General features: G+C 68.8%; 9 protein-coding genes and 1 tRNA gene. 3 read left to right on the top strand and 7 right to left on the bottom strand.

Going from position 1 to position 13,287, the window contains the following annotated elements; all coding sequences use genetic code 11:
• Positions 1–154 precede the first annotated feature (154 nt).
• Together OHT21_RS38605 and OHT21_RS38600 are read left to right on the top strand one after the other, a co-directional pair.
• Complete coding sequence (locus OHT21_RS38605) at positions 155–2,353, top strand: elongation factor G-like protein EF-G2 (RefSeq protein WP_328772893.1); 2,199 nt, start codon at positions 155–157, stop codon at positions 2,351–2,353.
• A gap of 170 nt (positions 2,354–2,523) precedes the next feature.
• Positions 2,524–4,185: a hypothetical protein gene (locus OHT21_RS38600; RefSeq protein WP_443050530.1), complete on the top strand. Its 1,662-nt coding sequence runs from the start codon at positions 2,524–2,526 to the stop codon at positions 4,183–4,185.
• Positions 4,186–4,333: 148 nt separating this feature from the next.
• Here the strand turns inward: OHT21_RS38600 and OHT21_RS38595 are convergent, their stop codons facing one another.
• From OHT21_RS38595 to OHT21_RS38580, 4 genes are all read right to left on the bottom strand, one after another.
• The gene (locus OHT21_RS38595) at positions 4,334–4,897 is read right to left on the bottom strand and encodes an HIT family protein (protein WP_328772892.1); all 564 of its coding nucleotides are present in this window, start codon (positions 4,895–4,897) and stop codon (positions 4,334–4,336) included.
• Between the two features lie 76 nt (positions 4,898–4,973).
• Positions 4,974–6,950, bottom strand: a complete 1,977-nt coding sequence (thrS, locus tag OHT21_RS38590) for a threonine--tRNA ligase (protein ID WP_328772891.1) — start codon at positions 6,948–6,950, stop codon at positions 4,974–4,976.
• Positions 6,951–7,071: 121 nt separating this feature from the next.
• Positions 7,072–8,304: a hypothetical protein gene (locus OHT21_RS38585; RefSeq protein WP_328772890.1), complete on the bottom strand. Its 1,233-nt coding sequence runs from the start codon at positions 8,302–8,304 to the stop codon at positions 7,072–7,074.
• Positions 8,301–8,867 carry a DUF4365 domain-containing protein gene (locus OHT21_RS38580; protein WP_328772889.1) on the bottom strand — a complete coding sequence of 189 codons (567 nt, stop codon included), beginning with the start codon at positions 8,865–8,867 and terminating at the stop codon, positions 8,301–8,303. The genes OHT21_RS38585 and OHT21_RS38580 overlap by 4 nt, the downstream gene beginning before the upstream one ends.
• 178 nt (positions 8,868–9,045) lie before the next feature.
• Between OHT21_RS38580 and OHT21_RS38575 the strand changes: the two genes are divergently transcribed.
• Positions 9,046–9,771, top strand: coding sequence for a 3'-5' exonuclease (locus tag OHT21_RS38575; RefSeq protein WP_328772888.1), 726 nt, complete (start codon positions 9,046–9,048; stop codon positions 9,769–9,771).
• 76 nt (positions 9,772–9,847) lie between these two features.
• Here the strand turns inward: OHT21_RS38575 and OHT21_RS38570 are convergent.
• The 3 genes from OHT21_RS38570 to OHT21_RS38560 all read right to left on the bottom strand — a co-directional run bounded on the left by OHT21_RS38570 (position 9,848) and on the right by OHT21_RS38560 (position 13,269).
• Positions 9,848–9,919: transfer RNA gene (locus OHT21_RS38570), tRNA-Val, on the bottom strand.
• Between the two features lie 39 nt (positions 9,920–9,958).
• Complete coding sequence (locus OHT21_RS38565; RefSeq protein WP_328772887.1) at positions 9,959–10,417, bottom strand: SRPBCC family protein; 459 nt, start codon at positions 10,415–10,417, stop codon at positions 9,959–9,961.
• Between the two features lie 101 nt (positions 10,418–10,518).
• Positions 10,519–13,269: an exo-rhamnogalacturonan lyase family protein gene (locus OHT21_RS38560; RefSeq protein ID WP_328772886.1), complete on the bottom strand. Its 2,751-nt coding sequence runs from the start codon at positions 13,267–13,269 to the stop codon at positions 10,519–10,521.
• Positions 13,270–13,287 lie beyond the last annotated feature (18 nt).

The following is a 13,287-nucleotide window of genomic DNA, read 5'->3' as shown; positions in this document are numbered from 1 at the left end:
AGCGCACGATCCCGTCCTTTGTATGGACGCGCCGTGACGTGAGTGGAAAGCTCGAAAGGACCGCGGGCGTCACCGGAGCCGCCAACCGCACGCGGCACGCGGGTCCGCATGTCCGCGCCCACACATGACCTCACCGTGCACGGGAGGCAAGGCCATGGGCGACAAGGCGAACGCACACCCCGGAGCCGCCGGCAGGGCTACGGCGGCCGACCACCCCGCGTCCGTACGGAATGTGGTGCTGGTCGGCCACTCCGGATCGGGCAAGACGACTCTGGTGGAAGCTCTCGCGCTGACAGCGGGAGCGGTGAACAGGGCGGGCCGCGTGGAGGACGGCGGCACCGTCTCCGACTACGACGAGATCGAGCACCGGCAGCAACGGTCGGTACAGCTCTCCCTGGTGCCCGTCGAATGGGGCGGGTACAAGATCAATGTTCTGGACACTCCCGGATACGCCGACTTCGTCGGGGAGTTGAGGGCCGGTCTGCGAGCGGCGGACGCGGCCCTTTTCGTCGTCTCGGCCTCGGACGGGGTGGACGGCTCGACCCGCATGGTGTGGGAGGAGTGCGCGGCGGTCGGTATGCCGCGGGCGATCGTGATCACCCACCTCGAAGCGGCCAGAGCCGATTTCGACGAGATGACGCGGACCTGCGCGGAGGCCTTCGGCGCCGACGACCCGGACGCCGTACTGCCCCTGTATCTGCCGCTCCACGGAGCGCCGGGCCCCGACGGGCACGCACCCGTGACGGGCCTGATCGGGCTGCTCTCGCAGAAGCTGTACGACTACTCCTCCGGAGAGCGCAAGGAGTCCGAACCGGGCCCCGACCAGCTGCCGCTCATCGAGGAGGCCCGCAACCGGCTGATCGAGGGCATCATCTCCGAGAGCGAGGACGAGACCCTCATGGACCGCTATCTCGGCGGCGAGGAGATCGACTTCAAGACGCTCGTGCAGGACCTGGAGCGGGCCGTGGCACGCGGGGTCTTCTTCCCGGTGCTGGCCGCCGCGCCCGCCGCCGACGGCGCCCGTCAGGGCTTGGGCACGGTCGAGCTGCTGGAACTCGTCACCGGCGGTTTCCCGACCCCACTGGAGCCGGAGACACCCCAGGTCACCACTCCGGACGGCAAACCGCGCGAGATCAAGGCCTGCGACCCGGACGGGCCACTGGTCGCCGAGGTCGTGAAGACGGCGAGCGACCCCTACGTGGGCCGTATTTCCCTCGTACGCGTCTTCTCGGGCACCCTGCGGCCGGACCAGACGGTGCACGTCTCCGGGCACGGGCTGGCCGATCGCGGGCACGAGGACCACGACGTCGACGAACGCATCGGCGCCCTCTCCGCGCCGTTCGGCAAGCAGCAACGCGTCCTCTCGCACGCCATCGCGGGCGATATGGCATGTGTGGCCAAGCTGAACCGCGCCGAGACCGGCGACACGCTCTCGGCCAAGGACGACCCGCTGCTCATGGAGCCGTGGGAGATGCCCGACCCGCTGCTGCCGCTGGCCATCCACGCGCACAGCAAGGCGGACGAGGACAAGCTCTCGCAGGGCCTGAGCCGGCTGGTCGCCGAGGACCCCACGATGCGCCTGGAACAAAACCAGGACACCCACCAGGTGGTCCTGTGGTGCCTCGGCGAGGCCCACGCGGACGTCGCTCTGGAACGGCTGCGCAGCCGGTACGGCGTCCAGGTCGATGTCGTACCGCACAAGGTCTCCCTACGGGAGACGTTCGCCGCCAAGTCGGCCGGGCGCGGCCGGCATGTGAAGCAGTCCGGCGGACACGGGCAGTACGCGATCTGCGAGATCGAGGTCGAACCGCTGCCCGGCGGCTCCGGCATCGAGTTCGTCGACAAGGTCGTGGGAGGCGCCGTGCCCAGGCAGTTCATCCCGTCCGTCGAGAAGGGCGTACGCGCCCAGGCCGCCAAGGGTGTGGCCGCGGGCTATCCGCTCATCGACGTACGGGTCACGTTGCTCGACGGCAAGGCGCACTCGGTGGACTCCTCCGACGCCGCGTTCCAGACCGCCGGCGCTCTCGCCCTGCGCGAGGCCGCCGCCGACGCGAAGATCCATCTCCTGGAGCCGGTCGCCGAGGTGTCGGTCCTGGTCGGCGACGACTACGTGGGCGCAGTGATGAGCGATCTGTCGGGGCGGCGCGGCAGGGTCGTCGGCACGGAGCAGGCGGGCGGCGGACGGACGCTCGTACGTGCCGAGGTTCCGGAGATCGAGATCGACCGTTACGCGGTCGACCTGCGCTCCCTCTCGCACGGCACCGCACGGTTCAGCCGGCGTTACACGCGCCATGAGCCGATGCCCGCGCACATTGCGGAGAAGATCCGCGAACAGGCCCAGGACTCCCCCTAGTTGATCTCCCGTAGGGTCGGCGGACAGCTTGGGCTGTCCGCCGACGATTGTCAGTGCCGGGGGCTACTCTGAGAACCTGATCAAGACTATTGACCTGTTCAACAGGTGTGCGGAGTACGGAAGTCGGGAAAAGCCGCAGCAGCGGAGCATGGCGGCGATGGGGGCGGTCAGTGGCGGACGAGGGATTCGATTTCAGGCCCGGGGCACAGATCCCGCTCCAGGGTGCCGCGGGACAGACGGCGGCGACGTTCGCCCTGGCCTCGGCGGCGTACCGCGACGAACCCGTCGACAAGATCCTCGAAGCCAACAGCGAATGGCACAAGTCAACCGTCAAGCCGGGCCGCAAGTGGGCAACGATCTGCAAGCCGAACCTGGGCGAGGCATTCGCGCGCGCCGTGCAGTTGAGGATGCTGGGCGGTGCGCGCAAGCCGCTCATCCAGTCGTTCGGCACGGAGCCGCAGGTCGTCGTCGAGCACTGCCTGGCGGCGAACCGCATCCGCAAGGAGCGGGACAGCTGGCTCACCGCCGTGATGGTGCTGACCGGCCTGATCTTCCTGCCCGGCCTGGTCGTCTGGCTGCTGGTCTTCCAGATCCGCCGCACGATCGACAAGACCACCGACAAACGTGCCTCCGCCCTCGCCACCGCCCTCCTGATCGGCGTGGCCGCCCTCGCCGTGATCTTCCTGATCCGGATGCCGTTCACCGGCTTCTGGGCCTGGTACGCGCGCGCGGCGGTCGTCGCCCCCGTCCTCGGCTGGTTCTGGGCACGGCAGATCTGCGAGCGTACGGCGAAGGACATGCGCGAGCGCTGGGCCAGTCTGCTGTCCGGCGGCGGTGTCGGCGCCAAGATCCCCGAGGCCGTGCCCGGCAGCCCCGGTGAGACCGCCGCCGAGCGGCTGCGCCAAGGGCTGGCCCGGCTCACCGCCGAGCAGCAGTCCAACTCCGTGTTCTACGCGGGCCCCAAAGGCATACTCGGCATGGGTACGCGCTGGGGCAGCTGGCATCTCGCCGAGGATCTGGTACCGAAGGACGCCGACAAGGAGATCCACCCCTTCCGCAGCTGGGACGTCATACGCTCGATCCACGACCAGCTGCGCATGCTGGAGCGCGGGCCGCTCAACACCGGGGGTTTTCCCAAGCCTTCGATACGGCACTGGGTGGTCACGCCGATCGGTGAGGGCGCCCAGGAGGTGTCCCGGCCGGGGGGTACGGACGTGGACGCGTATCAGATCAAGAACCACGCCATCCAGGACATCTGCAACAAGCAGCAGTTCGGCAGCGGTGACCGGCACTACCTCGGAGTCCAATGGACGCTCTGGGACGGCCAGTTGATCATCACAATGCTGATCACCGTGACCGTGCTGCACGAGACCTTGCGGATCGAGGTCACCGGTCATGCCCTGGGGCCCGTGCACTCCCTGTTCACCTCGAAGCCCGAGGCCAAGACGAAGGAAGTCGCCAAGACGGTCAAGTTCTGGGAGACGACAGAGCGGAAGCTGCCGCTGGTCGCGACCGACGAGGTGGTACGGCTCGCGGTGCGCGCCCCCTTCACCTGGTATCCGCCGATCCTCGACTGGCTGGGCGGCAAGCTGATCCTCCCCGAGCCCTTCGGCCTGCGCCACGCCTGGGCCGCCAAGCCCTGGCGCCACCGCTTCATGGCCGACGACGCCCTGCGCGCCGCAACCCCGATCCTCCGCGTGGTCCACGCCGCGGCTATACGCGTCCTGGACGAGAACGGCGTAAACACCGAAAAGTTCGGCACCCGCTCGGCATTCCTGAGCACCCAGGTCCAGGACGCGGCACCGAGCAAGGCGGATGTCTACGACGCGTAGGCCTCCGGCGGTTCGGGGGGTGGGGTGCCCGGTGGCGAGGGTGCCCTGGGGCGCTGGGCACGGCTCGACACTGCGGGTCCGTTCTGGCTGATCGCGCCCCGGCGGCGGAGCCGCCTATGTCACCGCCCCGCGCCCCTACGGGGCGCGGTCAGTCCACCGCGGGCCAGGCCTCCGCGAGCATCTTCCGCGTATCCGCGAGGAGTTGAGGCAGAATCCGGGTGTGCCCGACAACGGGCATGAAGTTCGTGTCACCGCCCCACCGAGGCACAACATGCTGGTGAAGGTGCGCGGCAATTCCCGCACCCGCAACCCCACCCTGGTTCATCCCGATATTGAACCCATGCGCCCCCGAAGCGGAGCGCAACGCAGTCATCGCCTGCTTCGTCAGCTCCGCAAGCTCCGCGGTCTCCTCAGCGGTCAGCTCGGTGTAGTCCGCGACGTGCCGATAGGGCACGACCATCAGGTGGCCACCGTTGTACGGGTACAGGTTGAGCACCGCGTAGACCTGCTCACCCCGCTTGATGACGAGCCCGTCCTCGTCGGACTGGGCCGGGATCGAGCAGAACGGGCAGCCGTCGTCGGCACCAGGGCCGCTGGGCTTGTTCTCACCCTGGATGTACGCCATCCGATGGGGCGTCCACAAGCGCTGGAACGCGTCCTGCGTCCCCACCCCGATCTGCTGCTCCGGCTCACTCGTCATGTGGTGCAGCATATGGCTTCACACACCATGCACGGCAAAGGCCCCCGGGAATCCCGGGGGCCCGAAACCCCGCGTCAGCGGGGCCCCATCACACCTGCACTCGGCGCTCCACAACATCAACAAGCTTCGCCAGCGCCTCGTCCCGCGGAATGCCGTTCTCCTGCGACCCGTCGCGGTACCGGAACGACACCGTGTCGGCGTTCATGTCATCGTCACCGACGATGATCATGAACGGAACTTTCTGCTTCTGTGCCGTCCTGATCTTCTTCTGCATGCGATCCGACGAAGAGTCGACCTCGACCCGCAGCCCCTTCTGCTTAGCCTCGGCAGCGAACTTCTCCAGGTACTCGACATGCGCGTCGCCCACCGGGATACCGACCGCCTGCACCGGAGCCAGCCACGCCGGGAACGCGCCGGCGTAATGCTCCAGCAGCACAGCGAAGAACCGCTCGATCGAGCCGAACAGCGCGCGGTGGATCATGACCGGACGCTGCTTGGAACCGTCGGGCGAGGTGTACTCCAGCTCGAAGCGCTCCGGCAGGTTGAAGTCGAGCTGGATCGTCGACATCTGCCACGTACGGCCGATGGCATCGCGCGCCTGGACGGAGATCTTCGGCCCGTAGAAGGCGGCACCACCCGGGTCCGGAACCAACGGCAGCCCCTGCTTCTCAGCCACCTCCCGCAGCGTCTCGGTCGCCTCTTCCCAGGCCTCGTCCGAGCCGACGAACTTGGTCTCGTCCTTGGTGGACAGTTCCAGGTAGAAGTCGGTCAGACCGTAGTCCCGCAGCAGTTCGAGGACGAATGTGAGCAGCTTGTCAAGCTCCTCCGACATCTGTTCACGCGTGCAGTAGATGTGCGCGTCGTCCTGGGTGAAGCCGCGGGCCCGGGTCAGCCCGTGCACGACGCCCGACTTCTCGTACCGGTACACGGTCCCGAACTCGAAGAGCCTGAGCGGCAGTTCACGGTACGACCGCCCACGCGCGTCGAAGATCAGGTTGTGCATCGGGCAGTTCATGGGCTTGAGGTAGTAGTCCACGCCCTCGTCGAGCTGCATGGGCGGGTACATACCGTCCGCGTACCAGTCCAGGTGCCCCGAGGTCTCGAAGAGCTTCCCCTTCGTCGCATGCGGGGTGTAGACGAACTCGTAGCCCGCCTCCTCGTGGCGACGCCGCGAGTAGTCCTCCATCACCCGGCGGATGATGCCGCCCTTGGGATGGAAGACGGCCAGTCCCGACCCGATCTGCTCAGGAATCGAGAACAGGTCAAGTTCGCTGCCCAGCTTCCGGTGATCGCGCTTCTCGGCCTCCGCGAGGAACTCGAGGTGCGCCTTGAGCTCATCCTTGGACGGCCAGGCGGTGCCGTAGATGCGCTGCAGCATCGGGTTTTTCTCGCTGCCACGCCAGTACGCGGCGGCGTTGCGCATCAGCTTGAACGCCGGAATGTTCCGCGTGGTCGGCAGGTGCGGCCCCCGGCACAGGTCCTTCCAGCACAGGTCACCGGTCTTGGCGTCGATGTTGTCGTAGATGGTCAGCTCGCCGGCGCCCACCTCGACATCCGCACCGTCGTCCGAAGACGCCGAGCCCTTCAGCCCGATCAGCTCCAGCTTGTACGGCTCCGAAGCCAGCTCCGTACGCGCGGCCTCGTCCGTCACCACACGCCGCGAGAAACGCTGACCGCGCTTCTGAATCTCCTGCATCTTCTTCTCGATGGCCTTGAGATCCTCGGGCGTGAACGGCTTCTCGACGTCGAAGTCGTAGTAGAAGCCGTCCTTGACCGGCGGGCCGATGCCCAGCTTGGCCTCGGGGAAGAGCTCCTGCACGGCCTGCGCCATGACGTGCGCGGTGGAGTGGCGCAGGATGTTCAGACCGTCCTCGGAGGAGATCTCGACGCCCTCGACGGTCTCGCCGTCCTTCACCTCGTACGCGAGGTCCTTCAGCTCGCCCGCCACCCGCGCGGCGATGATCGTGCGCTCCCCGGTGAAGAGTTCGGCGGCCGTAGTGCCCGTCGTCACCACGCGCTCTTCCCGCTCGGAATCGCGTTGGATGATCACACGGACGTCTGACACCGGTCTCTCCTGACTGAAGGGGGCGTGCGCGTCTTCTCCTGCGTACGCAATAGAAGGGATCGTACCGAGCCCACGGCCCCCCTCGCGAAAAGGTTGCCTCTCCCCCGGTCTCCGTCCCCGCTCAGTCCCCGCCGCACGTCTCCTCGAAGAAGGCCGTGATCTCCGCGGTCTCCTGCAGCGACTTCATCAGCCGGTCCCGTTCCGCCTCGTCCACCTGCACGGGCGCGACCCCGGAAGCGCCGGTCAGCCGCCGGAAGCCGCCCCGGCTCTCCAGCCGCCCGTGCACCCGTACCGGCAGCCCCAGCAGATGGGCATGGCCCGCGATCCGGTACGCCTCCTCGTCGAGCGTCATCCGTACGTGCGGTATCTCGGCGCCCGCGATGACCCGCAGCCGCACCGCGCCGTCACCGCGCGGCGCCGACCTGCGCATTCGTACGACCGTGCCCGTGATCCGCACCGCAACGGACGGTTCCTCGCGCAGATAGCGGGCGCCTGCCTCGCGCAGGACGGGCAGGTCGCCGGGTGAGAACTCGACGGGTTCGGCGGGTGTCGCGCAGCCCTCGGGGACTCCGGCGGCGGGCGCCCAGTCGACGGCGATCCGGGCGCCCTCGGTGCCCTTCACGAGGGTGATGAGAGCTTCTGTGAGCTCATGGCTGACGCCCGCTTCGACGGCGCTGTCGAAGGCGTCCATGCCGCCGGTGGCGCGTTGGTAGTCGATGGCCTCGCGGGCCGCGTACACCGCCTGGTGGAGCCGGACGGCGAGCGGCCGGCCGGTGGCCACGGGCACTAAAGCGGTCAGTTGCCGACCGTCGGGCCCGGCCGAGACGAGCACGTTCTCCAGGGACGCGGCGGCGGGCCTGCGGTGGCGGGCGCCGTAGTAGCCCGCACGCGCGCGTACGGCGAGGGCGCCCGCGAGGAGCATCTGGCGGGCTGCCAGGCGCAGTTGCTCCTCGACGGTCCAGGGCGTGGCGCCCGCGGGCCCGGTGGGCACATCGCGCTGCCAGCGGATCTCGTCGCTGGGCACGGCGAGGCCGATCAGGACGTCACGAGCGGAGGGCGAGCCGCTGCGCGACAGCGCGAGGAGGGCCTCGCCGAGGAGGTCGTCGCTGTCGGGGAAGGCCCGGCTCTCCGGCACGAGCAGGCTGGTGCCGGCGCCGCCGGGCCCGGGCGGGGTCCAGCGGCCGTACCGTCCGGCGGCTCCACCGCGGCGCTGCCAGCCGTGCCGGTGCAGCAGCGCGCTGAGGACGGCGGGGTCGACCTGGTCGGGCCTGGGCGGCCGGTCCCACTGGCCGGGCGGCTCCACCGGGTGGGGCCTGGCTGGTCGTGCCGGTTCGTCGGTCGGGCGGTGCGTCACGGTCTGCCTCCCGTTCCGACCCGCGTCATGATTTCGCAGAGCGCCCGGTCGTCGAAGATGCGCGAGGTCGGTATCCGCACGGTGGTCCTGCGCCGGCCGGTGATGCGGTGTCCGGCGAGATTGGTCCAGTAGCAGCAGTGCCGCAGATCGAGCCGGTCGTGGCTGGCGCGCAGCCAGTCGTCCTGGGATCTGGGCACCAGCATCACGACCAGTATTTTGTGCACCGAGACCGGGCTGCGGGCGAGCTTCTCCAGGTGGGCGTTGTCGAGCGTGAAGGAGAAGGCCGGGCCCGGGGGGTTCGGACGGATCTGGTACGTGCACTTGAGCTGCACCTTGATCGTGACTTCGTCGTCGACCGTGTGCCCGGGGGCGCTGTGGCTGACGTGCCAGTCGATGCCGTTGTCGGGAAAGGGCTGGGACAGGGAGCAGCCGGCGGCCGCCGCGACCGCGTGCAGATAGCCGACCTGCAGTGTCTCCATACAGGCGGTGGTGGCGAGTGTGCCGCGATGCGGTGGTGTCCGCTGAGGCAGCAGCCCGCCCTGTTCGGGCTGCGCGATGGCCATCTCCAACAGCCTTCCGAAACCGGTGAATCCCCGCGACGGGCCGCTGAACTGCAAAGACCCGTATCTCTGTTGTCTCCTCCCGGCGTACGGCGCAAACAGCCCGGGTATCACCGAATCGGACAGGGGAGGGCGTGGACGGTCCGTCAACTGCCGAGGGTGAACGAGGAGTTGCACGCGTATGACGTGCTGGTACGAGGGACCACTGGCCGCGTTCGACACCGAGACGACGGGTGTGGACGTGGAGACCGACAGGATCGTGTCGGCCGCCGTCGTCGTCCAGGACGCTCCCGGAGGCCGGCCGCGGGTGAGCCGCTGGCTGGTCAATCCGGGCGTTCCGGTGCCCGAAGGGGCAACGGCGGTCCACGGTCTGACGGAGGATCACCTGCAGCGCAACGGCCGCTGGCCGTCGCCGGTGATGGACGAGATAGTCAGGGAGCTGGCCGAGCAGAGCGCTGCGGGACGCCCGCTCGTGGTGATGAACGCGCCGTTCGATCTGACGCTGCTGGACCGGGAGTTGCGTCGCCATCGGGCGTCGTCGCTGGACCACTGGTTCGAGACCGTGCCGCTGCGCGTGCTCGATCCCCGGGTCCTCGACAAACACCTGGACCGCTACCGCAAGGGCCGCCGCACGCTGACGGACCTGTGCGCGCACTATGGCGTGGAGCTGACGGGCGCCCATGACGCGGCGGCCGACGCGCTGGCCGCGATGGATGTCGTACGCGCGGTGGGGCGCCGTTTCGCGGCCCGCCTGGAGCGGCTCTCGCCGGCCGAACTGCACACGCTGCAGGCGGTGTGGCATGCGGCGCAGGCCCGCGGCCTGGAGGCGTGGTTCGCGCGCAGCGGCACGGAGGAGCCGGTCGACCCGGCGTGGCCTCTGCGACCGGAGCTCCCGGCGGCGGCGTAAGTCCTGGAGAATGCCACGGCACAGGCCCTGACATGCGAAAAACCGGTCCGTCTGTGACGGACCGGCTGTCTCCGGGTGGGCGATACTGGGTTCGAACCAGTGACCTCTTCGGTGTGAACGAAGCGCTCTCCCACTGAGCTAATCGCCCGGGAACGCACTGAACCATACAGGTCGAGCGGGGTTCCCATCAAACGGGTTGTTGGTTCGCACCCAGGTACGCGGCCAGCCCGCGCCGTCCCGCCCGCATCATCAGCGCGTGGTTGGCGCGGAAGGCGGGTCGCCCCGGCACGGCGAGGCGCCGCAGCAGGGGCTTGGTCACATGGACCTCCTGGTCGTAGCGGGCGCGGGTGCCCGAGCCCTCGGACGTGAGCGTCCAGCGTGCCCAGCCGTCCACATCGCCGGTCATCGCGATCTCCAGAACCCCGGCCGCCCGGTCGCGGCGCACCTCACGCGCGGTGAACACCAGGTCGTACGGGAGCAGCGAGCGGATCCGGATGATTCCGCTGCGGTCGTCGATCCGCGTCACCTCACGCACCTGTGGCCACCACCGGTCGTAGTTCTCGGCGTCGGCCAGCACGTCGTAGACGTCGTCGGCCGGGGCCGCGAGAATCCAGAGGCTACGGAAGCGGTAGTACGTCCAGTCCATGGCCTGAGTCTGCCCACGGAGCCGGTGGTTGCCTCCCGCACTCGCCGGTCGTTGCGCGCGGCGAGTGCGGGAGGGGCTGGGGTGGTGGTGCTAGGCGACGGTCATGAGGGGATCTTGTCGCCGACGAGGGCCAGGTTCTGGATCGCCGCCAGTCCGTACAGCGCCGTCGCATTGGTGGACACCCACGCCGCCTCGCTGCCGGGGACGAGGGCGGTCGGGCCCTCGATCTTCTTCGTGGACCAGTCGGTGGACTCCTTGTAGTCCCAGGTGTCCCGGCTGTTGTAGAACTGCTGCCACGCGCGCGCGGCGAGCTTGTCGTCCTTCAACTGCACGGCGGCGTACGCGTCTTGCCGTGAGTGCCCCTGGAAGAGCAGCAGGGAACCGAAGTCGGAGCCGTAACGGGCCTTCTGCTCGGCCTTCGTGGCATTGAAGTAGCGGCAGTAGTCGAGCCACGCCTCCTTGAACTTCGGCATGTCGACCTGGTCGATGAGCTCGGCGTTCAGCTCGACCAGGCCGAACATCGCCGACAAGTGCGAGACGCCGACCTTGGCCTCCTTGTCGATGGCGAACTTCCCGGTGTCCAGGTCGTACAGCGCGTTGCCCTGGACGAAGCCGTTGGGCTGGGCCGCGATGGTCTCCATGGTGGACAGGACGCGCGCCTTGGCCTTCTCCCACTTGGGGCCGCGCCGTTCCCACTCGGTGAGCCAGGCGGAGACCAGCCCTGACCAGTCCGTACCGAAGCCGATGGACAGGGCGTTCCTGTCCGGCTCGTACGGCTCGGTGCGGATCTTGCGGATGGGGTCGAGAACGAGGAACGTCTCGTCGGAGTCGACGTTGGCGTGCATGAGGTCGCCGACGCGCTCGTCCGCGGTGAGGAAGTAGTAGTAGCGGCGGTAGGTGGTGTTGGCGATGCGCTGCTGCTTGGCGCTGTCCGCGTAGTGCTGGACGCCATGGCGGGTGCCGAGGCCCGCCCATTTGCCGAGGTGGTAGACGTCGACCTCGCCGGTGTGGCGGGTCATGGCCTCGGCGAAGCGGAAGATGTCGGCGCGTCCGGAGCGCATGTACGCGAACCAGAGCCACAGGTCGGGCGAGAGCTCGGAGTTGTCCCAGGCGTAGCCGCCTACGTCGTAGCACCACTGGTGGCGGCTGGGGTCGTAGCTGTGCATGATGTCGCCGTAGTCCCAGAAGCCGTACCAACGGCGCATCTCCACCTGGTCCTTGTAGTAGGTGAAGAGGAAGTCGAGGTGGTCCTCGATCTTCGCCTTGGCGGCCGTGGAGCGGTCGGGCTCGGCGAACAGCTTGCCGAAGACGCCCGCCTTGATGAGCTGCTTGGGCGGGGCGGCGAGCTGCGGCGGAGTGCGTACGGCCTCCACCTGCTTGGCCATCGCCTCGGCGCTCGGTGTGGACTCGTGGGCCCAGAAGAGGAGTTCGCTGGTGCGGGCGATGCCGTAGGGCGTGCCGAAGCCGGGCTCGTAGTCCTCGTAGGTGATGTTGAGGCCTTCGAGCTGTTCGGGGTAGGTGTCCTGGCCCATGCCGTCGTGGTAGAAGCGCAGGTCCATGGGCTGCGCCTCGGGCGACCAGAGCCAGAGGGTGACCTCGGCCTCGTCGGTCTGGGCATTGCGGATGTCGAGCTGGGCGGGGAACTTCTCCCAGAAGTCCCGCAGTCCGAAGGCGAATCCGCCAGACGCGCCGCCGACGTACCCGAAGCCGCTGGCCCGTCGGCCGCCGCCTGCGGGAATCCAGCCGTGGCCCTTCTTGGTGCGCTTGCGGACGCCGAAGCCGTCGGCCGAGAGCTGCGAGAGGGTGTAGTCGCCCCACTCGGGGATGTATTGCAGCCGGGTGGTCACCCGCTGGTCCCAGGTGGACGGGTCGGGCAGCTTCTTGCCCTCGAACTGGGCCGTCCGCACGGCCGCCCCCGGGTCGCGCCGTAGCCCTGTGATGCCCTTGACCGCCTCGCGCAGCAGACCGGTGCCCTCGCCGCCGATGCGGATGTGCCGGTCGTACGCGGCGTCCCGCATCGGCACCTTGAAGCGCACACCAATGCCTCGGATGAAGTCGCCGCTCGCCTTGCCGGGCTCCTGCTTCCCGTCGAACGTGATGGTGTGCACCATGCGGAACGACTCGGCGCCCGCGTAGAAGTAGAGCCGGACCGAGAACGGCAACCAACTCCGGCCGCCCTTACGGTGCTTGCCGTCGATGCGGACGACGGCACGTACCGGCCCGTCCTGCTCGACCTCCACCTCGCCGATGACGCTCTCGAACCGCTCGTACTTCTCCGCGCCCTGGTCGCCGTCCTCGATCTCGGGCTGGCGCAGCAGTACGAGCCGGCCGTCCTTGGCGATCTCGGTGGAGCCGCGGGTGACGGACTTGACGAGCGTGGAGCCGCTCTTGCCGATCTTCGCGGTGATGACCCCGGTCGATATGTCGATGGTGCCGCCGCTCTTGTCGACGGTGACCTTCTTCTCGGGGGCCGCGGGCGCACCGGCGGCGAGCGTCAGCTTCCCGGCGCCGACTCCGGTTCCGACCGCGTGCGCGGTCCACTTCAGCGAGCCGTCCGGCCAGTAGCCGATCGGCCAGGACTGGACCGGCACCTCCTTGCCGTCGGCGTCCTTCAGCGCGAACGTCTGGTCCTTCTCGTACGCGCCCTTCGGCCAGGGCACGCCCACGGTGGAGCCGGGGGCCGCGCCGAGGCCGCCCTTCTCCAGCCAGTCCAGGGTCACCGGGTCGGCGTCGCCCGGCTCGGCTCTGGGCGCGGCCGACGCGTTCTGGGTACCCAAAGCCCAGCTGAACTGGGCGGCGGCGCCGGCGACTGCGGCGGCCTTGAGGAGGGACCTGCGGGGGATGGGAGCCATGAGATGCAGCCTTTCCTT

The sequence above is a fragment of the Streptomyces sp. NBC_00286 genome (assembly GCF_036173125.1).
Taxonomy (GTDB): domain Bacteria; phylum Actinomycetota; class Actinomycetes; order Streptomycetales; family Streptomycetaceae; genus Streptomyces.
Note: the sequence above shows the minus strand (reverse complement) of the source record. Positions and strands in the feature narration are given on the sequence as shown.

Coding starts and splice junctions, on each gene's coding strand:
- OHT21_RS38605 (WP_328772893.1), top strand. CDS start 155: ATGGGCGACAAGGCGAACGCACACCCCGGAGCCGCCGGCAGGGCTACG.
- OHT21_RS38575 (WP_328772888.1), top strand. CDS start 9,046: ATGACGTGCTGGTACGAGGGACCACTGGCCGCGTTCGACACCGAGACG.
- OHT21_RS38560 (WP_328772886.1), bottom strand. CDS start 13,269: ATGGCTCCCATCCCCCGCAGGTCCCTCCTCAAGGCCGCCGCAGTCGCC.
- OHT21_RS38565 (WP_328772887.1), bottom strand. CDS start 10,417: ATGGACTGGACGTACTACCGCTTCCGTAGCCTCTGGATTCTCGCGGCC.
- OHT21_RS38595 (WP_328772892.1), bottom strand. CDS start 4,897: ATGCTGCACCACATGACGAGTGAGCCGGAGCAGCAGATCGGGGTGGGG.
- OHT21_RS38580 (WP_328772889.1), bottom strand. CDS start 8,867: ATGGCCATCGCGCAGCCCGAACAGGGCGGGCTGCTGCCTCAGCGGACA.